The organism is Ruegeria sp. BHSA123 (assembly GCF_059613425.1).
Genome location: NZ_JBXWSL010000016.1, coordinates 57,212 through 72,294 on the forward strand (window position 1 = coordinate 57,212; position 15,083 = coordinate 72,294).

The window sequence follows — 15,083 nt, forward strand, 5'->3', positions numbered from 1 at the left end:
TCAGACGTTCGCCTCACGCTCCTGCGCGGCACGCTCTGCCCGAATGCGTTCCAATGCTTCGCGCAGCAGGGGCACGCGGTTCGGCCTGAAACTTTGTTCCGTCACTGACATGTCCTGCAAGCGATCCAACCGGAAAACGCGAAAATCCTGTCGCAGGTGGCACCAGCCCAACAACACGTTCGAGTGATCCAGATAGACGATGCTCAACGGGTTGACGCGCCTGTGCGTAGCATCGCCTTTCGCGTCCGTATAGAAAAACTCAACCGCGCGCTCATCCCACGTCGCCTGCCGCAGAGTGGCCACGTCAATCGTGGGTTCAGGCGGGCGGTTGAACCGCGTAGCAGCCAGAACCGCATGGCTGAGCCGGTGGGACTGGCGTTGCGGCAAGCGTCCCTGAAGTTTCCGCAGGGCCGTGCCCGCTGCGCCCGACAAAGCCGGATCGCCAATCACCTGAACTTCGCGCAGGCCCAGAACCAACGCTTCAAGCTCATCATCAGTGAACCCCAATGGGGGCAGGGTTGCGTCCTCGATCAGCGTAAAGCCAAACCCCGCTTCGCCATCGATCACGGCACCCAGTCCGCGCAATGCATCAATATCCCGATGAATTGTTCGGGCCGAAACACCCAAATCCTGCGCCAACTGTTCGGATGTTCTGGGCGAAGGGCCAGAACGCAGGGCTTGCATCAGTTGGAACAAACGGGCGGTGCGGGACATGATGTATTATAGCTTATCCCTAATGACAGAAACTGTCATTAGGTCCCGATACTCAGTCAGCACCCCATAACACGGAGCCTTATAATGCTGACCCTTCTCACCTTCCCCTCTGCCTTCGGCCTGTTCAGTGCCAGCCCCTTCTGTGTCAAGACAGCATTGATGCTTCAGCAGTCCGGCCAGACCTGGCAGCGCTCGGACATGCTTGACCCCCGCAAGATGCCCCACCAGAAGCTGCCCGTTTTGCGGACGCCGGAACGCCTAGTCCCGGACAGCGACCTGATCCGCGATTGGTTGGAACAGCAGGGCGCGGAATTCGACAAAGGGTTGACGGATGTCGAAAAGGCGCAGTCCCGCGCCCTGGTGCGCATGGCCGAAGAGCATCTGTATTTTCACATCGTTCTGGATCGCTGGGGCAATGACCAAGTCTGGCCGATCTTGCGAGATACGTTCTTTACCGGAATTCCGGCGTTGATCCGAAAACCCGCATCCAATGCGATCCGGAAATCCGTTCTGAAGGGGATCACGTCGCAGGGAATCGGGCGGTTTTCGCTGTCCGAACGGCTGGACCGGATCGAACGTGACCTCGAGGCGATCTCGGCCTATCTGTGGCAATCCTCTTTCCTGCTTGGGGACCGGCCGACATCTGCGGACATGAGCGTTGGTCCAATGCTTGCCGCAATGCGCGCCACACCTGCGGACACCCCCCTGACCCGCCGGATCAAACAGGATAACCTGCTAAACAGCTACGTGGATCGGTTGGAACAGGCGATACCAATTGCATGAAACCCTTTGAAAACCCTTTGGTCGCTTCGGCCTTTGAAGCCCTGCCCCCGCAAACCCGTGCGGGGGCTCTGGCCTTGCGGGCGCTTGTGTTTGACACGGCAGCCTCTCTGCCTGCCGCCCCCACGGTGCAAGAGGAGCTGCGGTGGGGTCAGCCCGCCTATCTTGCGCCCAAGGGGTCAACGATCCGGCTGGGCGCGCACAAGTCGGCAAGTTTCGCCTTGTTTGTGCACTGCCAAACCCGGTTGATAAGCGATTTCACATCCGCCTTTCCGGGCGAGGATCAGATAGATGGGAACCGTGCCGTTCTGTTTGATGACACTACACAAATCGATCCAACACGCCACGGAAGGCTGATTGCCCGGGCGTTGACCTATCACCTCTGACGGCGTTTGCGTTCGACCTTGCGCTTGATCTTGTCTTTCTTGCGCTTGGTGCTGATCGCTTTGCGCCGGGATGATCGCCCTTTTGGCCCCTGTCCGCGCGGCAGGGCCTGGTCGTCAATGGACAGCAGCTCCAGCTCCAACCCGCCGGTCACTGGTGTCGCTTCGGTCAGTCGAACGGTGACACGTTGACCAATGGCGATAGTCAGCCCCGTGTCCGCCCCCATAAGTGTCCCGGCCTCGCGGTCGAAATGGAAAAACTCGCGCCCAAGTGATCGCACCGGAACCAAGCCATCCGCACCGGTTTCGTCCATTTTGACAAAAGCACCAAACCGGGCAATGCCGCTGATCCGGCCCGTGAATTCATTGCCGACCCGCTCGCTCAGATACGCGGCCAGATAGCGGTCAGTCGTGTCCCGTTCAGCCATCATGGATCGGCGTTCAGTATCCGAGATATGAGTGGCCGTTTCTTCGAGCCGGGTAATCTCGTCTTCTGTCAAACCGTCCGTGCCCCAACCGTGGGCCGAGATCAGCGCCCGATGCACGACCAGATCGGCATAGCGCCGGATAGGAGAGGTGAAATGCGCGTAGTTCCGCAGCGCCAGCCCGAAATGGCCGAAGTTTTCTGGGTTGTAATATGCCTGTGCCATTGACCGCAGAGTGGTCAGGTTGATCAGTTCCGCATCCTCGGTCCCGGCGGCGGCGTTCAGCAGCGCATTCAGGTGGCGGGTTTGCAGCACCTGCCCCTTGGCGAGGTTCAATCCGGCAGCCTGCGCCGTTTCCCGCAGGCTTTCCAGTTTCTCGGGCGCGGGTTCCTCGTGCACGCGGAACAGCAGCGGACGGCGCTTGGCGATCAGTGTCTCCGCAGCCGAGACATTGGCGAGGATCATGAACTCTTCGATCAACCGATGCGCATCCAACCGGTCACGGAACGCCACGCTTTCAACATGACCCGTTTCGCTGAGCACGATCTTACGCTCGGGCAGGTCCAGTTCCAGCGGCTGTCGCACAGCCCGCGCTTTCTTCAGCGCGGCATAGGCGGCATAAAGCGATTTCAAGACCGTCTCCACCAATGGCCCGGTGCGGTCGTTCGGGTTGCCGTCGATGGCCTCCTGCACTTCGGCATAGTTCAGCGACGCGACCGAACGCATCAACCCCCGCACGAAACGATGACCAATCTTGTTACCGTCCGCGTCAATCTGCATCCGCACAGCGATACAGGCACGCGGGACGCCTTCATGCAGGGAACACAGATCACCCGACAGCCGATCAGGCAGCATCGGGACCACTCGGTCAGGGAAATAACTTGAATTGCCCCGCTTGCGCGCCTCGCGGTCCAGGGCCGAGCCGGGCAGCACATAAGCAGCAACATCGGCGATAGCGACCCAGATCACATGTCCGCCGGGATTCTTCGGGTCGTCATCCGCGTGCGCGTAGCAGGCATCATCACGATCACGCGCATCCGAGGGGTCGATGGTCAGCAGCGGCATGTCCCGCAGGTCCTCGCGGCCCTTCAGGCCAACGGGTTTGGCATTGTCTGCTTCGGCTATGACCTTGTCGGGAAAGTCATCCGGGATACCGTGCTGATGGATCGCGATCAGCGAAACAGCCTTGGGCGCGGTCGGATCACCCAACCGTTCAACAATGCGGGCGCGTGGCAGGCCCATGCGATTTTTTGGCCCGGCCTGTTCGGCCTCGACCAATTCGCCGTCTTTGGCACCATGCACCGCGCCATCGGCAACCAGCCATTCGGTCTGGCCGGCCTTGTCGATAGGGACGATTCTGCCCCCTTCGGCCCCTTTACGGAATATGCCCACGATCTTGCGCGGGTTGGTTCCGATCCGGCGGATCAGACGGGCTTCGTAATTGTGATCTTCCTCGTGCACGACGGTCAGGCGGGCCAGAATGCGGTCACCCTCACCCAGGGCCGGGTCGCTGGCCCGCGCGATGATGAGAACGATGGGCTCGACCCCTTCGCCATGCCATTCCAGTGGTCGGGCGAACAGATCACCATCGGCATTCGGCTCTTTCACCTGCAAGACACTGACAGGTGGAAGACGGTCCGGATCGCGATAGCTGCGTTTGCGTTTTTCAAGATGCCCTTCGGCCTCAAGCTCTTTGAGGATGCGCTTGAGGTCAATACGATCCGCGCCCTTGATGCCAAAGGCTTTGGCGATATCGCGTTTCGAGGTCAGGGTGGGGTTCGCCGAGATCCAGTCAAGGACCTCCTGCTTGGTGGGGATGCGAGTCATGCTTCCGGCGTAGCACGCGTTTGCGACCGCGTCATGACCAAAAAATCTCAGGGCTTCAGATCAGCGACCGTATCCACATCGCGCAGCTGGTCCAGCAGGGTCACACGGCAGTTTGGGATTGAGGCAAGTGTGTCGGCCAATGCATGTTCTGTGGACCAGCGCACATCGTGGAACAGACCTGCGGGCAGCGCGCCATAGCGCTGCGCACCGACCAGCCAATAGCCGCCATCCGGCGCGGGGCCGAACACCATCTGGGTTCGCCTAAGCGCACCAAAAGCGCGGGCTATATGTGCACGCGAAATACCCGGAATATCCGCTCCGATCAGGCAAACCGGCCCCTTGGGCATTCCGCGCAACATCCGTCTCATCCGGTCCCCCAGATCGCCGGACCCCTGCGGCGCGCGCGGCAGATCAACGGGCCAGATACGGCTTGCAAGACCTTCTGCATCGGGCGACACGGCCAGCACGATCTGCCAGCGAGGGTCACGCAGCTTTCGGATCAAAGCGCGGGTCTGGTGCCGAAACCACCACGCGGCACCAACCATGCCGATATCACGCCCCAGCCGCGTCTTGACACGGCCCGGTCGAGGTTCCTTGACCATGATCACCAATGTGCGCTGCATGGATCAGGCGAAATAATCCGTCAGGATACGGGTATAGATCGATTTGAGTTGCTTGATCTGCGCAACCTCAACGCACTCGTCCACCTGATGCATCGTGCGCCCGACCAAGCCGAACTCCACCACCGGACAATGGTCTTTGACAAAGCGCGCATCCGAGGTGCCGCCGGTTGTCGACAGTTCAGGCGTAACGCCGGTTTCGGTTTCGACCGCTTTGGCCACCAGATCCGACAAAGGCCCTGGTGGGGTCAGAAAACTTTCACCCGATATGCTGATCGTGACACCGATGTCGACACCGTATTGGGCTGCCACCTGATCCGCCTCTGATTGCAGCCAGTCACTCAGGCTGGCCCCGGAATGCAGATCGTTAAAGCGGATATTGACCGCGCCGCTGCATTGCGACGGGATCACGTTGGTTGCGGCGTTTCCGGTGTCGATAGTGACAACAGCCAGTGTTGAGGCGTCGAAATGGTCCGTGCCCTGATCCAGTTCATGGCTGGCAAGCCGATCCATCAGCCGCGCCATGGCGGGCAGAGGGTTTTTGGCCCGATGGGGATAAGCCGAATGTCCCTGAACACCTGTAATCTTAAAACATGCAGTCATTGAGCCCCGACGGCCGATCTTGATCATCTCGCCCATTTTGTTCGGGCATGTTGGCTCACCCACCAGACAGACCGACATACGCTCTCCGGCGCCTTCCATGTAATCGAGAAGCGCAGTGGTGCCGTCCAACGCATCGCCTTCCTCATCACCGGTAATCGTCAGGACAATTGCCCCATCCGGCGGGGTGTCACGCACGAAATCCACTGCGGCAGCCGCAAAAGCCGCAACACCGGATTTCATATCGGTAGTACCGCGCCCATACATCACCCCATCCCGCACTTCGGCCCCGAAGGGCGGCGCAGTCCAGGCAGCTTCGTCGCCGACAGGGACGACGTCTGTGTGACCGTTAAATCCGAAACTACGCGCATGACCTTTCTGCCCCCAACGCGCGAACAGGTTACTGATGCCGCCGCGATCGACACGCGAGCATTCGAAACCTGCCTCCGACAGCACTGTCTCAAGCAAAACAAGTGCTCCGCCCTCTGAAGGTGTGACCGAAGGGCAACGGATCAGTTCGGCTGTCAATTGGACGGGATCAGTCATGCGGGGACCTCTGAAACTGTGTCTGACGCGGGTTCGCGCACAGATTCAACGATTTGGCCGGTTTTCCAACCCCAATCCGTAAAAAAACGGTCATCCGAATATGTAGATGTCAAAGCGGCACCCCAATAAAACATGGAAATTTACCCTGCGACCACCTTGCCGCCCGCCACAAATTCGCGTTACAGGGCCGCGAAACAGGTGAATTGAATATGAAGCGCGCCTTCTTCGCACTGATCTGCCTGACTTTCGCCGTCATCGCACAGCAAAGCCTGGCACAGTCCCTTTCGGTCACAACCGTGACCCGCCCGCCATTTTCCTATGTCGAGGATGGCGACGAAACCGGTTTCTCTATGGATTTGCTGGCGGCCCTGGCCGAGGCTCTGAACTGGGACTACACGGTCAACCGCGTCGACGCGTTTTCTGACATGTTGGGTGCCGTGCAGAGCGGATCTGCAGACCTTGCCATCGCCAATATCTCGATCACCGCCCTGCGCGAAACGCAAATGGACTTTTCTCAGCCGATCTTTGAAGCGGGTCTTCAGATCATGGTGCCCTCGGACGCGGTACGAAAACCTTCGATTTTGCAGGCTCTGCTATCGAAAGAACTTTTCATCGCTATCGGGCTGGCCTTTGCCATTCTACTCGGTGGCGGCATGCTGATGTGGAGCTTTGAACGCCGTGCCCAACCCTATTTCGACCGCAACCTTAACGAGGCGTGGTTCCCATCGTTCTGGTGGGCACTCAATTTGGTTGTGAATGGCGGGTTCGAAGAACGAATGCCGCGAACACCGTTCGGTCGTATGCTGGGGGTTACCCTGGTGGTGTCATCCTTGTTCATCGTGTCGGTGTTTACCGCCCGCATCACCTCGGTCATGACGGTGGACGCGATTACCGGCAGCGTGAATTCGGTGAACGACCTTTACGGCAAGAATGTCGGGACAATCTCGGGGTCTACAGCGGCGAGCTTTCTGAACCGGCGCGAGATCGAATTCACTGGCTACCCCGGACTGAACGAGATGCTGGACGCCTTCAAAGCCGAAGAACTGAATGCCGTCGTGTTCGACGCGCCGATCCTGTCCTACTTCGCAGCTCATGAAGGGCGGCGGATTGCATCGATGACAGGTGGCGTCTTCCTGCGCGAGAATTACGGCATCGCATTTCCGACCGGATCACCGCTGGTCGAGGATGTTAACCAGGCATTGCTCGGCCTGCGCGAAGACGGAACCTATGACGAAATCTATCGCAAGTGGTTCGGGTCGCGAAACTAAGCTTGTGCTTCGTCTTCGAAAAACGGTGTCATCTGCGCGACGATCACTGCGTTTTCATCCAATGCTCTTTGCATCAGCGCACGTTCGTCCGGCTCGATATCGTGGCCTTGCGCTTCACGCTCGGCCAATGTGCCATATCCGGTAACATCCAGCGGTGCGGTGTCTGCCTGCTTCAGGATCGCAACCGTCTCACGCACGGCCTCGGCCTCATCCACGCCGCTGGCATAACACATCAGTGCCGCGCCGGTCGCCCCATCAGGCAGGCCGTCGCCCTCCTTGCGGCCAATCTGGACCAGAAGGGTATAGACTTGCTGACGTGAGGGTTTCTTTTGCTTCTCCATGCACCGGGCCATAGCCCCGCGCCGGTTCGCGGTCAAGCAGCCAACAATTGCAGGAGCCCCGCCTTGCGCCCATAGTACCCAGAATACACCGATCCCGGATACCAAAGGACGCCTTCATGCCCTACCCAGATTTCATAACGAGATTTCCCAGCCTCGACGTACCGTTCCCTGGCGACGTGGTGCAAACGGCCGTGATCCGGTCGGATGCAGGGTTGGTGGCGTTCTTTACTTTTCTTCATGATTTCGAATTGCCCTTACATTCTCACAAAGCCCAATGGGGCACAGTGGTTGAGGGTGAGGTTGAATTGACCATCGACGGGCAGACCCTAACCTACCGCTCTGGCGACAGTTATTCGATCCCGTCAGGCGTGGAACATGGCGGCAAAATCAAGGCTGGCACACGGGTTATCGATGTTTTCGAGGAACCGGACCGGTATCCGATCAAGGGATTAGCTGGGCGAGAGACTCAGTGAACGCGAGTCTCGGCCTCCCTCATTGATTGAAGACCTCCGGCCCGAAAAGCTGTTGAGTTGAATCCGGCGGCGATGGTGAAACCGAAGGCAACGGTGAATCCGAAGGCGGCAGCGAAACCGAAAGTGCTGAAGTAAACACAGGAAGCACTGAAGTCGAAGCCATGCAGGGTGAGAACCGCTAAGCAGCACTTCAAAGCTGATCGCGGCCACGAACTTCGTATCTGGTTCAGTCGGCTTGACCCAAAAAACAAATAGGCCGGAGCAGTTATGCCCCGGCCTTGCGCGTTAATCAGAACGATCAGTCCCGCAGCAATTCGTTGATGCCCGTTTTCGAGCGGGTCTTTTCGTCAACCCGCTTCACGATCACAGCGCAATAGAGGCTGACGTTGTTCTTCGACGGCATGGAACCCGCGACCACAACCGAATAGGGCGGAACCTCGCCATACATGACTTCTCCGGTTTCGCGATCCACGATCTTGGTGGACTTACCAATGAACACGCCCATCCCCAGAACCGAGCCTTCGCGGACGATACATCCCTCCACCACTTCCGAGCGCGCGCCGATAAAGCAATTGTCTTCAATGATGGTCGGGCCAGCCTGCATCGGCTCAAGCACTCCGCCGATACCAACGCCGCCCGACAGGTGCACATTCTTGCCGATCTGTGCGCAGGATCCGACGGTGGCCCAGGTATCAACCATCGTGCCTTCGTCAACATAGGCCCCAAGGTTCACGAAAGACGGCATAAGCACCACGCCCGGTGCGATGTAAGCGGATTTGCGGACAACGCAGTTTGGAACCGCGCGGAACCCGGCAGACCGCCACTGGTTTTCACCCCAACCGGCGAACTTGCTGTCCACCTTGTCCCACCAGCCGCCGTCCTGCGGACCGCCCGGCTGGATTTCCATGTCCTTGATACGGAAGCCCAGCAGAACCGCCTTTTTGGCCCATTGGTTTACGTGCCAGTCACCGGATTCCAGCTTTTCCGCCACGCGCAACGAGCCACTGTCCAGCGCATTCAGCGTATCCTCGATCGCCTCGCGCTGCTCGCCTGTGGTGGCGGGCGTGATGGTCTCGCGTGCCTCCCAGGCGGTTTCGATGGCGGCTTCCAGTTGCGCGTTGGACATGGGGTGTCTCCCTACAGAATCTGTTCACGTTGATTTGGCCTATACGCAAGCCCGACCCATGGCGCAATGCGACGTAGACGAGCCCAATTGCGTCTGAGGCTCAGGGTCATCAGCTTGCGCGCCGGATATGGCGGGTCAGGATCGCCGTTGCTGTGGCCATTTCCTTGCGCTTCAACGCTCGCGCAATGGCCGCATGATCCGTGTCAGCCCGCTGCACCCATTTCAACCGCCATTGCGCGAACAGATGGCGTGCGCTTGCGATATGCAGATCGTCAATTGCGTGCAAAAGCCGAGGCAGCCCGCAAGGTGTCAGGATGGCGCGATGGAACGTTCTGTTGAGGGCCTCCCATTGCGGCATCGACTGCGCCTCGTCACAGGCGATGCGTGCGTTCTCGATCTTTTCCAACGCGACCGGAGACATGTTTTGTATCGATTGCTGCAACGCCAGCGTTTCTAAGGCCACACGCATTTCGATCACCTCCCGAACCTCTGCCGGGTCTAACGCTGTAACACGCATTCCCTTGCGCGGTTCATGCCGGGCCAACCCATGCGCCTCAAGCCGCAACAAGGCTTCGCGCACCGGAACATGGCTGGTATCGAAGGTTCGGGCAATATGGTCCTGCCGCAGCTTTTCACCGGCCGCCAGCTCTCCGGTGATGATCCGCTGGCTAAGGCTTTGGTAAATCGTGTCGGAGATCATTGCAGTCATGGATTATAGATAAAATCCACCATCCACATCCACAACCCGATAATTCACTCAGCGAACGGGTCCGGCGCGATATTTGCACCACAAACCAGAACGGCCACGCGCTCACCCGGTTCAGGTCGATACGCACCCGAGGTCAAGGCGGCCAATGCGGTCGCGCCCGCAGGCTCTACCAGAATGCGATGCGCGCGCCAAAGCGCTTGCTGTGCCGCCGCGATGGCATCGTCTGACACCAGAACCGAACTCATACCCTGTGCCAATTCAAAACAAATTTCGCCGATCCGCCGCGCGCCCAGCGCGTTTGCGGCGATGCCCGACACGGAAACATCAACCGGCTCACCAGCGCGCAACGCTGCATTCAACGCGCAGGACGTTTCCGGCTCGACCGCCACAACCTTGCGCGCGCCACCGAACCAGGCCAGCGCCCCGGCGATCAGCCCGCCGCCACCAACAGCGACCAGTACCGTATCCGCCTGCAAGCCCTGGGCGTCCCATTCCGCAAAACAGGTTCCTTGCCCAGCCACCGTGGCCGGGGCGTCATAAGCATGGATCTGCATTGCCCCCGTCGTCGCCTCATGCTCCTGCGCTGCGGTCAGCGCGTTCGCGTATTCACCGGAAACAACGCTCAGGTCGGCGCCGGTTTGCCGGATCAGTGCGATCTTGGAAGGGCCTGCCAGTTCCGGCACAAATATCTTTGCAGGATAACCCAGCGTCTGCGCTGCATAAGCCGCCGCCGCACCATGATTACCACCGGATGCGGCGACCACACCCGCGGGCGGCACATCCGAGCTGAGCAGCGTATTGAACGCACCCCGCGCCTTGAAACTGCCAGTATGCTGCATGTGCTCGAGTTTCAGCTCAACCGGATAGCCGGGAATGTTGCTTTCCATAACCGGGGTCACTTGCGCATATCCCGCGATGCGGTCCCGTGCTGCCGATATTTCACTTTTCCAATTCATTCTCGTCTTTCCGTGACTGGCACTCTGCCCGCGAACCCTATAGCTGTTTGTCAAACACGCAAGCAGGGATCGATCACCGATGAGAGAAGACCGTCACAGTCCGTTTCGCGATGCGCAGACCGACCGCTCGACCGCGAAAGAGGTTCCGGACACACCGCAAACACGCTCTCCGGCCTACCGTCTGGCTTTCGCGGATGACGAGTTTCTGTGCCGGGACGAGCTGCGCCCTGTACGCTTGCAGCTTGAGTTGCTGAAACCCGAAATGATCATGACCGAGCGTGAGATCGCGTCGACCATCGTAATGTTCGGCGGCGCCCGCATTCCCGAACCCTCGCAAAAGCACACCGCGCGGACAGAGACTCTGGCCAGCCTGTCGAAATATTATGATGAGGCGCGCGAGTTTGCCCGGCTGATGACCGTAAAATCAAAAGAAACCGGCTGCCGCGAGAATGTGATCGTCACTGGCGGCGGCCCCGGTGTGATGGAAGCTGGCAATCGCGGTGCACACGAAGCGGGCGGGTGCTCGATCGGGCTGAACATCGTGCTTCCGCACGAACAGGCGCCAAACAGTTTCGTGACGCCAGAGCTCAGCTTTAATTTCCACTATTTTGCGATCCGCAAAATGCACTTCCTGATGCGCGCCCGCGCCATCACCATCTTTCCCGGTGGGTTTGGGACGCTGGATGAACTGTTCGAATCCCTGACCCTGATCCAGACCGGCAGAATGGATCGCGTGCCATTCCTGCTGTTTGGCCGCGCGTTCTGGGAGAAGGTTATCAACTGGGACGCACTGGCGGATGCCGGTACGATCTCGGAGGAGGATTTGGACCTGTTCCGCTTTGTCGATACCGCGCAGGAGGCGGCCGAGATCATCGAGAACTGGGAACCCGCCCCGCCCCGCGACGAAATTCCGGGGCGCTGAGCGATGAAACCCCCAAAGACAGGCGAAATGCTCCACCTACGTGGCAACGCGTTGTCAAAAGGCGAACCCGTCGCCCTTCCACTGACGCAAAGCAGCATGTTCCATCTGCCGGGCGTGCCGGACGGTCACCCGACCTATGGCCGTGTCGATAACCCCACCTGGGTACATCTTGAGCATGTTTTGTCCCATCTGGAAGACGCGCCTTGCCTCAGTTTTCCTTCAGGGATGGCCGCAATTTCTGCGGCTCTTTTTGCAACGGTGCAAGCCGGGTCGCGCCTTCTGATTCCTTCGGACGGGTACTATGTCACCCGTCTGCTGGCCGACCGGTTCCTTTCGCGTCTTGGCGTGACAGTTGAAGAGCGCCCGACCACTGCGTTTGCCGCAGGTGGTTTTGACGGGTTTGACGTTGTGTTCGTCGAAAGCCCTTCGAACCCCGGTCTGGACATGATTGACCTGAAAGCCACAGCCGAACAGGTGCGGTCTGCTGGCGGGGTGACGATTGCCGACAATACGACGATGACGCCGTTGGGTCAGCGTCCGTTGGATTTGGACATCGACGTGGTCGTGTCGTCCGACACCAAAGCGATGGGCGGGCATTCCGACATGCTGATGGGCCATGTGGCCAGCCGCAACAGTGACATCATGGAACGGGTCGAGGAATGGCGGAAGGTCTCCGGCTCGATCCCCGGACCGCATGAGGCATGGTTGCTGCATCGCGGGTTGGAAACGCTGGATGTCCGGTTCGACCGGATGTGCAATTCGGCTCAGGTAATAGCAGAACGGTTGGCAGTTCACCCAGCGGTCAAACAGGTCCGCTATCCCGGGCTGGCCAATGATCCATCGCACGCACTGGCGCAGGCACAAACGGCACGGTTCGGATTTCTGCTATCCTTGACTTTGGAGAGCGAAGACAAGGCCGAAGCCTTCATCAACACCTGCCCGCTTTTGCGCCCCGCCACATCCTTCGGAGGTGTTCACAGCTCGGCCGAACGCCGCGCGCGATGGGGTGATATGGTCGACCCGGCCTTCATCCGCCTGTCCGTTGGATGCGAACCGGTGGACGAACTGTGGCAGGCGATCGAGGCCAGCCTGAACGCGCTGTGATTACTTCTTCGCGGCACGCAGGTCCTTGAAAACGTAGATCGGCAGCACCACGCTGGCGATCAGCGCCCCCAGCCAGACAAGCAGCGTCGCCGCCAGTAGGTTCGAGATACCACCAACGGTCAGCCCCGACGCGATGAGGTCGGTCACCAGCAGGCCCACAAATGTCACAACCAGGGCAATCCCGCCTTTCAACGCTGGCGCTTTCTTTTCGCCAAGCTTCAGTATCAAGGGCTCGGCGATCACCTGAACGACAGTGAAAACGATCACAACCACGATAAAAGAGATCGGTTTGATCGCGAAACCGGACAGTATCAGCGAAGCCAGCAACAGCCCGATGGCATTGCCGGCCAGCAGGGCCAAAGCGGATTTGATTCTGCGCGACATGGGATGGCCTCCGTCAATCTACAATCAGAAATATGAAGATATTAGCAGGCTTCTGAGTTTTTTCGAGACAATTCAATCGCCTCTTCCTTTTGACCCGTTGAAAACACGTGGTAGAACACATTCATCAAGATCAGACCTGCCCTGACCCGCGAGTGTGAGATGAGCGACGATCCCTATTCCGTCCTTGGCGTCCCGAAAGACGCCAGCGCCGACGAAATCAAGAAAGCCTACAGGCGTATTGCCAAGGAATGCCACCCGGACCTGAAACCCGGCGATGCCAAGGCCGAGGCTAAATTCAAGGCCGCCGCCGCCGCGTATGACGTGTTGAAAGATCCTGAAACCCGCGCCCGCTTCGACAATGGCGAAATCGACGCATCGGGTCAGGAACGCCCGCAACAACACTATTACCGGGACTATGCCGAGGCCGCTGGAAACCCCTATCGCGGGCGTCAGGCGGACCCGGACGACATGTCGGACATCTTTGCCGAATTCATGCGCGGCCGCGGTGGATTTGGCGGCCAGCAAAGACATGAATTTCATGCGCCAGGGCATAACCTGAACTATTCCCTTCAGATCAGCTTTCTGGATGCCGTGTTTGGCGCCAGCCAGAAACTGACCCTACCAGACGGTAACCGGATCGAGGTCAAGATCCCCGCCGGTATAACCGAGGGTCAAACCATCCGTCTGCGCGGCAAGGGTGCTCCGGGTTATGGCGAAGGCCCTCCGGGGGATGCGTTGGTGACCGTCACGGTCGCCAAACATCCGGTGTTTGACCGTCAGGGCGACGACATCCATATCACGCTGCCGATCAGCATAGATGAGGCCATTCTGGGCGGCAAAGTCGCCGCCCCCACAATCGATGGCGGTGTAAACGTCAATGTTCCGGCGGGCACCAGCAGCGGTAAAACCCTTCGCCTGCGCGGCAAGGGGGTGAAGAAACGCGGCTCATCCCAGCGCGGCGACCAACTGATCGAATTGACTGTCTCGCTGCCCGACAAGATCGATGATGACCTCAGGCAGTTCATGGAGACTTGGCGCGAAACGCACCGCTATGATCCACGGAAAGGAATGTCGTCATGACCCTGACCGAAAAGGAACTGATCGAAACCGTCTCGCGCCTGACCTCTGACCGCCTGACCGAATATCTTGCGGCCGAGATCGTGATCCCTGAACAATCGGAGCAGGGGCTGGTCTATCACAGTATCGACGTTGCCCGGCTGGAACTGGCTTGCGAGTTGCACGAGCAATACGACATGGAGGCCGATGCGCTGTCGATGATGATCTCGCTGATTGATCAGATGCATGGGCTGCGCGCCGAACTGCGTGAGGTTCTGAACGCAGTCGAGGCGCAACCCGAGCCGGTGCGCCAACAACTGATCGAAGTTATCGGCACAGCGCGGTTCCGTCGCAGATAACAGGGTTTTGGGCGCAATGATTATGGCGTAGAAGGCCGCCTTGATCCTTTGTCAGGTAGCTTCCATGACCCAGCCCAGATCCGAGTTGCTGATGCCTGCGGGCAATCTGCGCAAACTTAAACTCGCCATCCTCTATGGGGCAGACGCCGTGTATCTGGGCACGCCGGATATGTCGCTGCGCACCAAGTCCGAGTTTTCGCTGGACGAGGTAATTGAAGGGGTCGAGTTCTGCCACAACCATGGCCGGCGCGCCTACCTGACACTGAACCTGTTCTCGCATAACAAAGACATCCCGAAACTGGACGAATACATCGACACGGTGCGCAAGGTGCAGCCCGACGGGTTGATCATCGCCGATCCGGGCGTATTCCAATACGTCCGCGAGCGCGCGCCCGAACTGCCGCTGCATATCTCGACCCAGGCCAATATCTGTTCGTGGTTGTCGGTGAAGTTCTGGCAGGATCAGGGGGCCGAGCTGGTGGTTCTGGCG

18 protein-coding genes are annotated in these 15,083 nt (G+C 59.1%); 9 read left to right on the forward strand and 9 right to left on the reverse strand.

What is annotated here, in order from left to right:
• Entirely contained in the window at window positions 1–714 is a 714-nt protein-coding gene (locus AC2FNC_RS10955) for a helix-turn-helix transcriptional regulator (protein WP_480484146.1), read from the reverse strand.
• A gap of 84 nt (window positions 715–798) precedes the next feature.
• On the opposite strand from AC2FNC_RS10955, the gene AC2FNC_RS10960 reads away from it, so the two are divergent.
• On the forward strand, window positions 799–1,497 hold the full coding sequence (locus AC2FNC_RS10960; protein ID WP_496715333.1) for a glutathione S-transferase family protein: 699 nt from the start codon (window positions 799–801) through the stop codon (window positions 1,495–1,497).
• Complete coding sequence (locus AC2FNC_RS10965; RefSeq protein WP_480625263.1) at window positions 1,494–1,880, forward strand: DUF1801 domain-containing protein; 387 nt, start codon at window positions 1,494–1,496, stop codon at window positions 1,878–1,880. The genes AC2FNC_RS10960 and AC2FNC_RS10965 overlap by 4 nt, the downstream gene beginning before the upstream one ends.
• Here AC2FNC_RS10965 and rnr read toward each other — a convergent pair.
• Genes rnr through dapE form a run of 3 tightly spaced genes read right to left on the reverse strand, consistent with a single transcriptional unit; the run spans window position 1,871 to window position 5,895 of the window.
• Window positions 1,871–4,129 carry a ribonuclease R gene (gene rnr / locus AC2FNC_RS10970; protein WP_496715335.1) on the reverse strand — a complete coding sequence of 753 codons (2,259 nt, stop codon included), beginning with the start codon at window positions 4,127–4,129 and terminating at the stop codon, window positions 1,871–1,873. The genes AC2FNC_RS10965 and rnr overlap by 10 nt on opposite strands.
• A 47-nt stretch (window positions 4,130–4,176) precedes the next feature.
• On the reverse strand, window positions 4,177–4,752 hold the full coding sequence (locus AC2FNC_RS10975; protein WP_480517911.1) for a TIGR04282 family arsenosugar biosynthesis glycosyltransferase: 576 nt from the start codon (window positions 4,750–4,752) through the stop codon (window positions 4,177–4,179).
• A 3-nt stretch (window positions 4,753–4,755) separates the two neighbouring features.
• The gene (gene dapE / locus AC2FNC_RS10980) at window positions 4,756–5,895 is read right to left on the reverse strand and encodes a succinyl-diaminopimelate desuccinylase (RefSeq protein WP_480625265.1); all 1,140 of its coding nucleotides are present in this window, start codon (window positions 5,893–5,895) and stop codon (window positions 4,756–4,758) included.
• Between the two features lie 209 nt (window positions 5,896–6,104).
• Here dapE and AC2FNC_RS10985 point away from each other — a divergent pair, with 209 nt between their 5' ends.
• Window positions 6,105–7,163, forward strand: coding sequence for a transporter substrate-binding domain-containing protein (locus AC2FNC_RS10985; RefSeq protein ID WP_480554995.1), 1,059 nt, complete (start codon window positions 6,105–6,107; stop codon window positions 7,161–7,163).
• Here the strand turns inward: AC2FNC_RS10985 and AC2FNC_RS10990 are convergent.
• Window positions 7,160–7,504, reverse strand: a complete 345-nt coding sequence (locus AC2FNC_RS10990) for a DUF8846 family protein (protein ID WP_480474192.1) — start codon at window positions 7,502–7,504, stop codon at window positions 7,160–7,162. The genes AC2FNC_RS10985 and AC2FNC_RS10990 overlap by 4 nt on opposite strands.
• A 116-nt stretch (window positions 7,505–7,620) precedes the next feature.
• Between AC2FNC_RS10990 and AC2FNC_RS10995 the strand changes: the two genes are divergently transcribed.
• Entirely contained in the window at window positions 7,621–7,977 is a 357-nt protein-coding gene (locus tag AC2FNC_RS10995) for a cupin domain-containing protein (protein ID WP_496715338.1), read from the forward strand.
• Window positions 7,978–8,275: 298 nt separating this feature from the next.
• Here AC2FNC_RS10995 and dapD read toward each other — a convergent pair whose 3' ends face one another.
• From dapD to AC2FNC_RS11010, 3 genes are all read right to left on the reverse strand, one after another.
• On the reverse strand, window positions 8,276–9,103 hold the full coding sequence (gene dapD / locus AC2FNC_RS11000; RefSeq protein WP_480474194.1) for a 2,3,4,5-tetrahydropyridine-2,6-dicarboxylate N-succinyltransferase: 828 nt from the start codon (window positions 9,101–9,103) through the stop codon (window positions 8,276–8,278).
• Between the two features lie 109 nt (window positions 9,104–9,212).
• Window positions 9,213–9,812, reverse strand: coding sequence for a GntR family transcriptional regulator (locus tag AC2FNC_RS11005; RefSeq protein ID WP_480517915.1), 600 nt, complete (start codon window positions 9,810–9,812; stop codon window positions 9,213–9,215).
• Between the two features lie 44 nt (window positions 9,813–9,856).
• Complete coding sequence (locus AC2FNC_RS11010; protein WP_480554992.1) at window positions 9,857–10,768, reverse strand: threonine/serine dehydratase; 912 nt, start codon at window positions 10,766–10,768, stop codon at window positions 9,857–9,859.
• A gap of 79 nt (window positions 10,769–10,847) precedes the next feature.
• Between AC2FNC_RS11010 and AC2FNC_RS11015 the strand changes: the two genes are divergently transcribed.
• Window positions 10,848–11,690, forward strand: coding sequence for an LOG family protein (locus tag AC2FNC_RS11015; RefSeq protein WP_480484157.1), 843 nt, complete (start codon window positions 10,848–10,850; stop codon window positions 11,688–11,690).
• A gap of 3 nt (window positions 11,691–11,693) precedes the next feature.
• Window positions 11,694–12,794 carry a cystathionine gamma-lyase gene (locus AC2FNC_RS11020; protein ID WP_496715341.1) on the forward strand — a complete coding sequence of 367 codons (1,101 nt, stop codon included), beginning with the start codon at window positions 11,694–11,696 and terminating at the stop codon, window positions 12,792–12,794.
• Here the strand turns inward: AC2FNC_RS11020 and AC2FNC_RS11025 are convergent, their stop codons facing one another.
• The gene (locus AC2FNC_RS11025; RefSeq protein ID WP_267363718.1) at window positions 12,795–13,178 is read right to left on the reverse strand and encodes a hypothetical protein; all 384 of its coding nucleotides are present in this window, start codon (window positions 13,176–13,178) and stop codon (window positions 12,795–12,797) included.
• Between the two features lie 159 nt (window positions 13,179–13,337).
• Between AC2FNC_RS11025 and AC2FNC_RS11030 the strand changes: the two genes are divergently transcribed.
• From AC2FNC_RS11030 to AC2FNC_RS11040, 3 genes are all read left to right on the forward strand, one after another.
• The gene (locus AC2FNC_RS11030) at window positions 13,338–14,258 is read left to right on the forward strand and encodes a DnaJ C-terminal domain-containing protein (RefSeq protein ID WP_496715343.1); all 921 of its coding nucleotides are present in this window, start codon (window positions 13,338–13,340) and stop codon (window positions 14,256–14,258) included.
• Window positions 14,255–14,593, forward strand: a complete 339-nt coding sequence (locus AC2FNC_RS11035) for a hypothetical protein (protein ID WP_480484160.1) — start codon at window positions 14,255–14,257, stop codon at window positions 14,591–14,593. The genes AC2FNC_RS11030 and AC2FNC_RS11035 overlap by 4 nt, the downstream gene beginning before the upstream one ends.
• Window positions 14,594–14,657: 64 nt before the next feature.
• A partial coding sequence (locus AC2FNC_RS11040; protein ID WP_496715344.1) for a peptidase U32 family protein occupies window positions 14,658–15,083 on the forward strand: 426 nt, incomplete at its 3' end.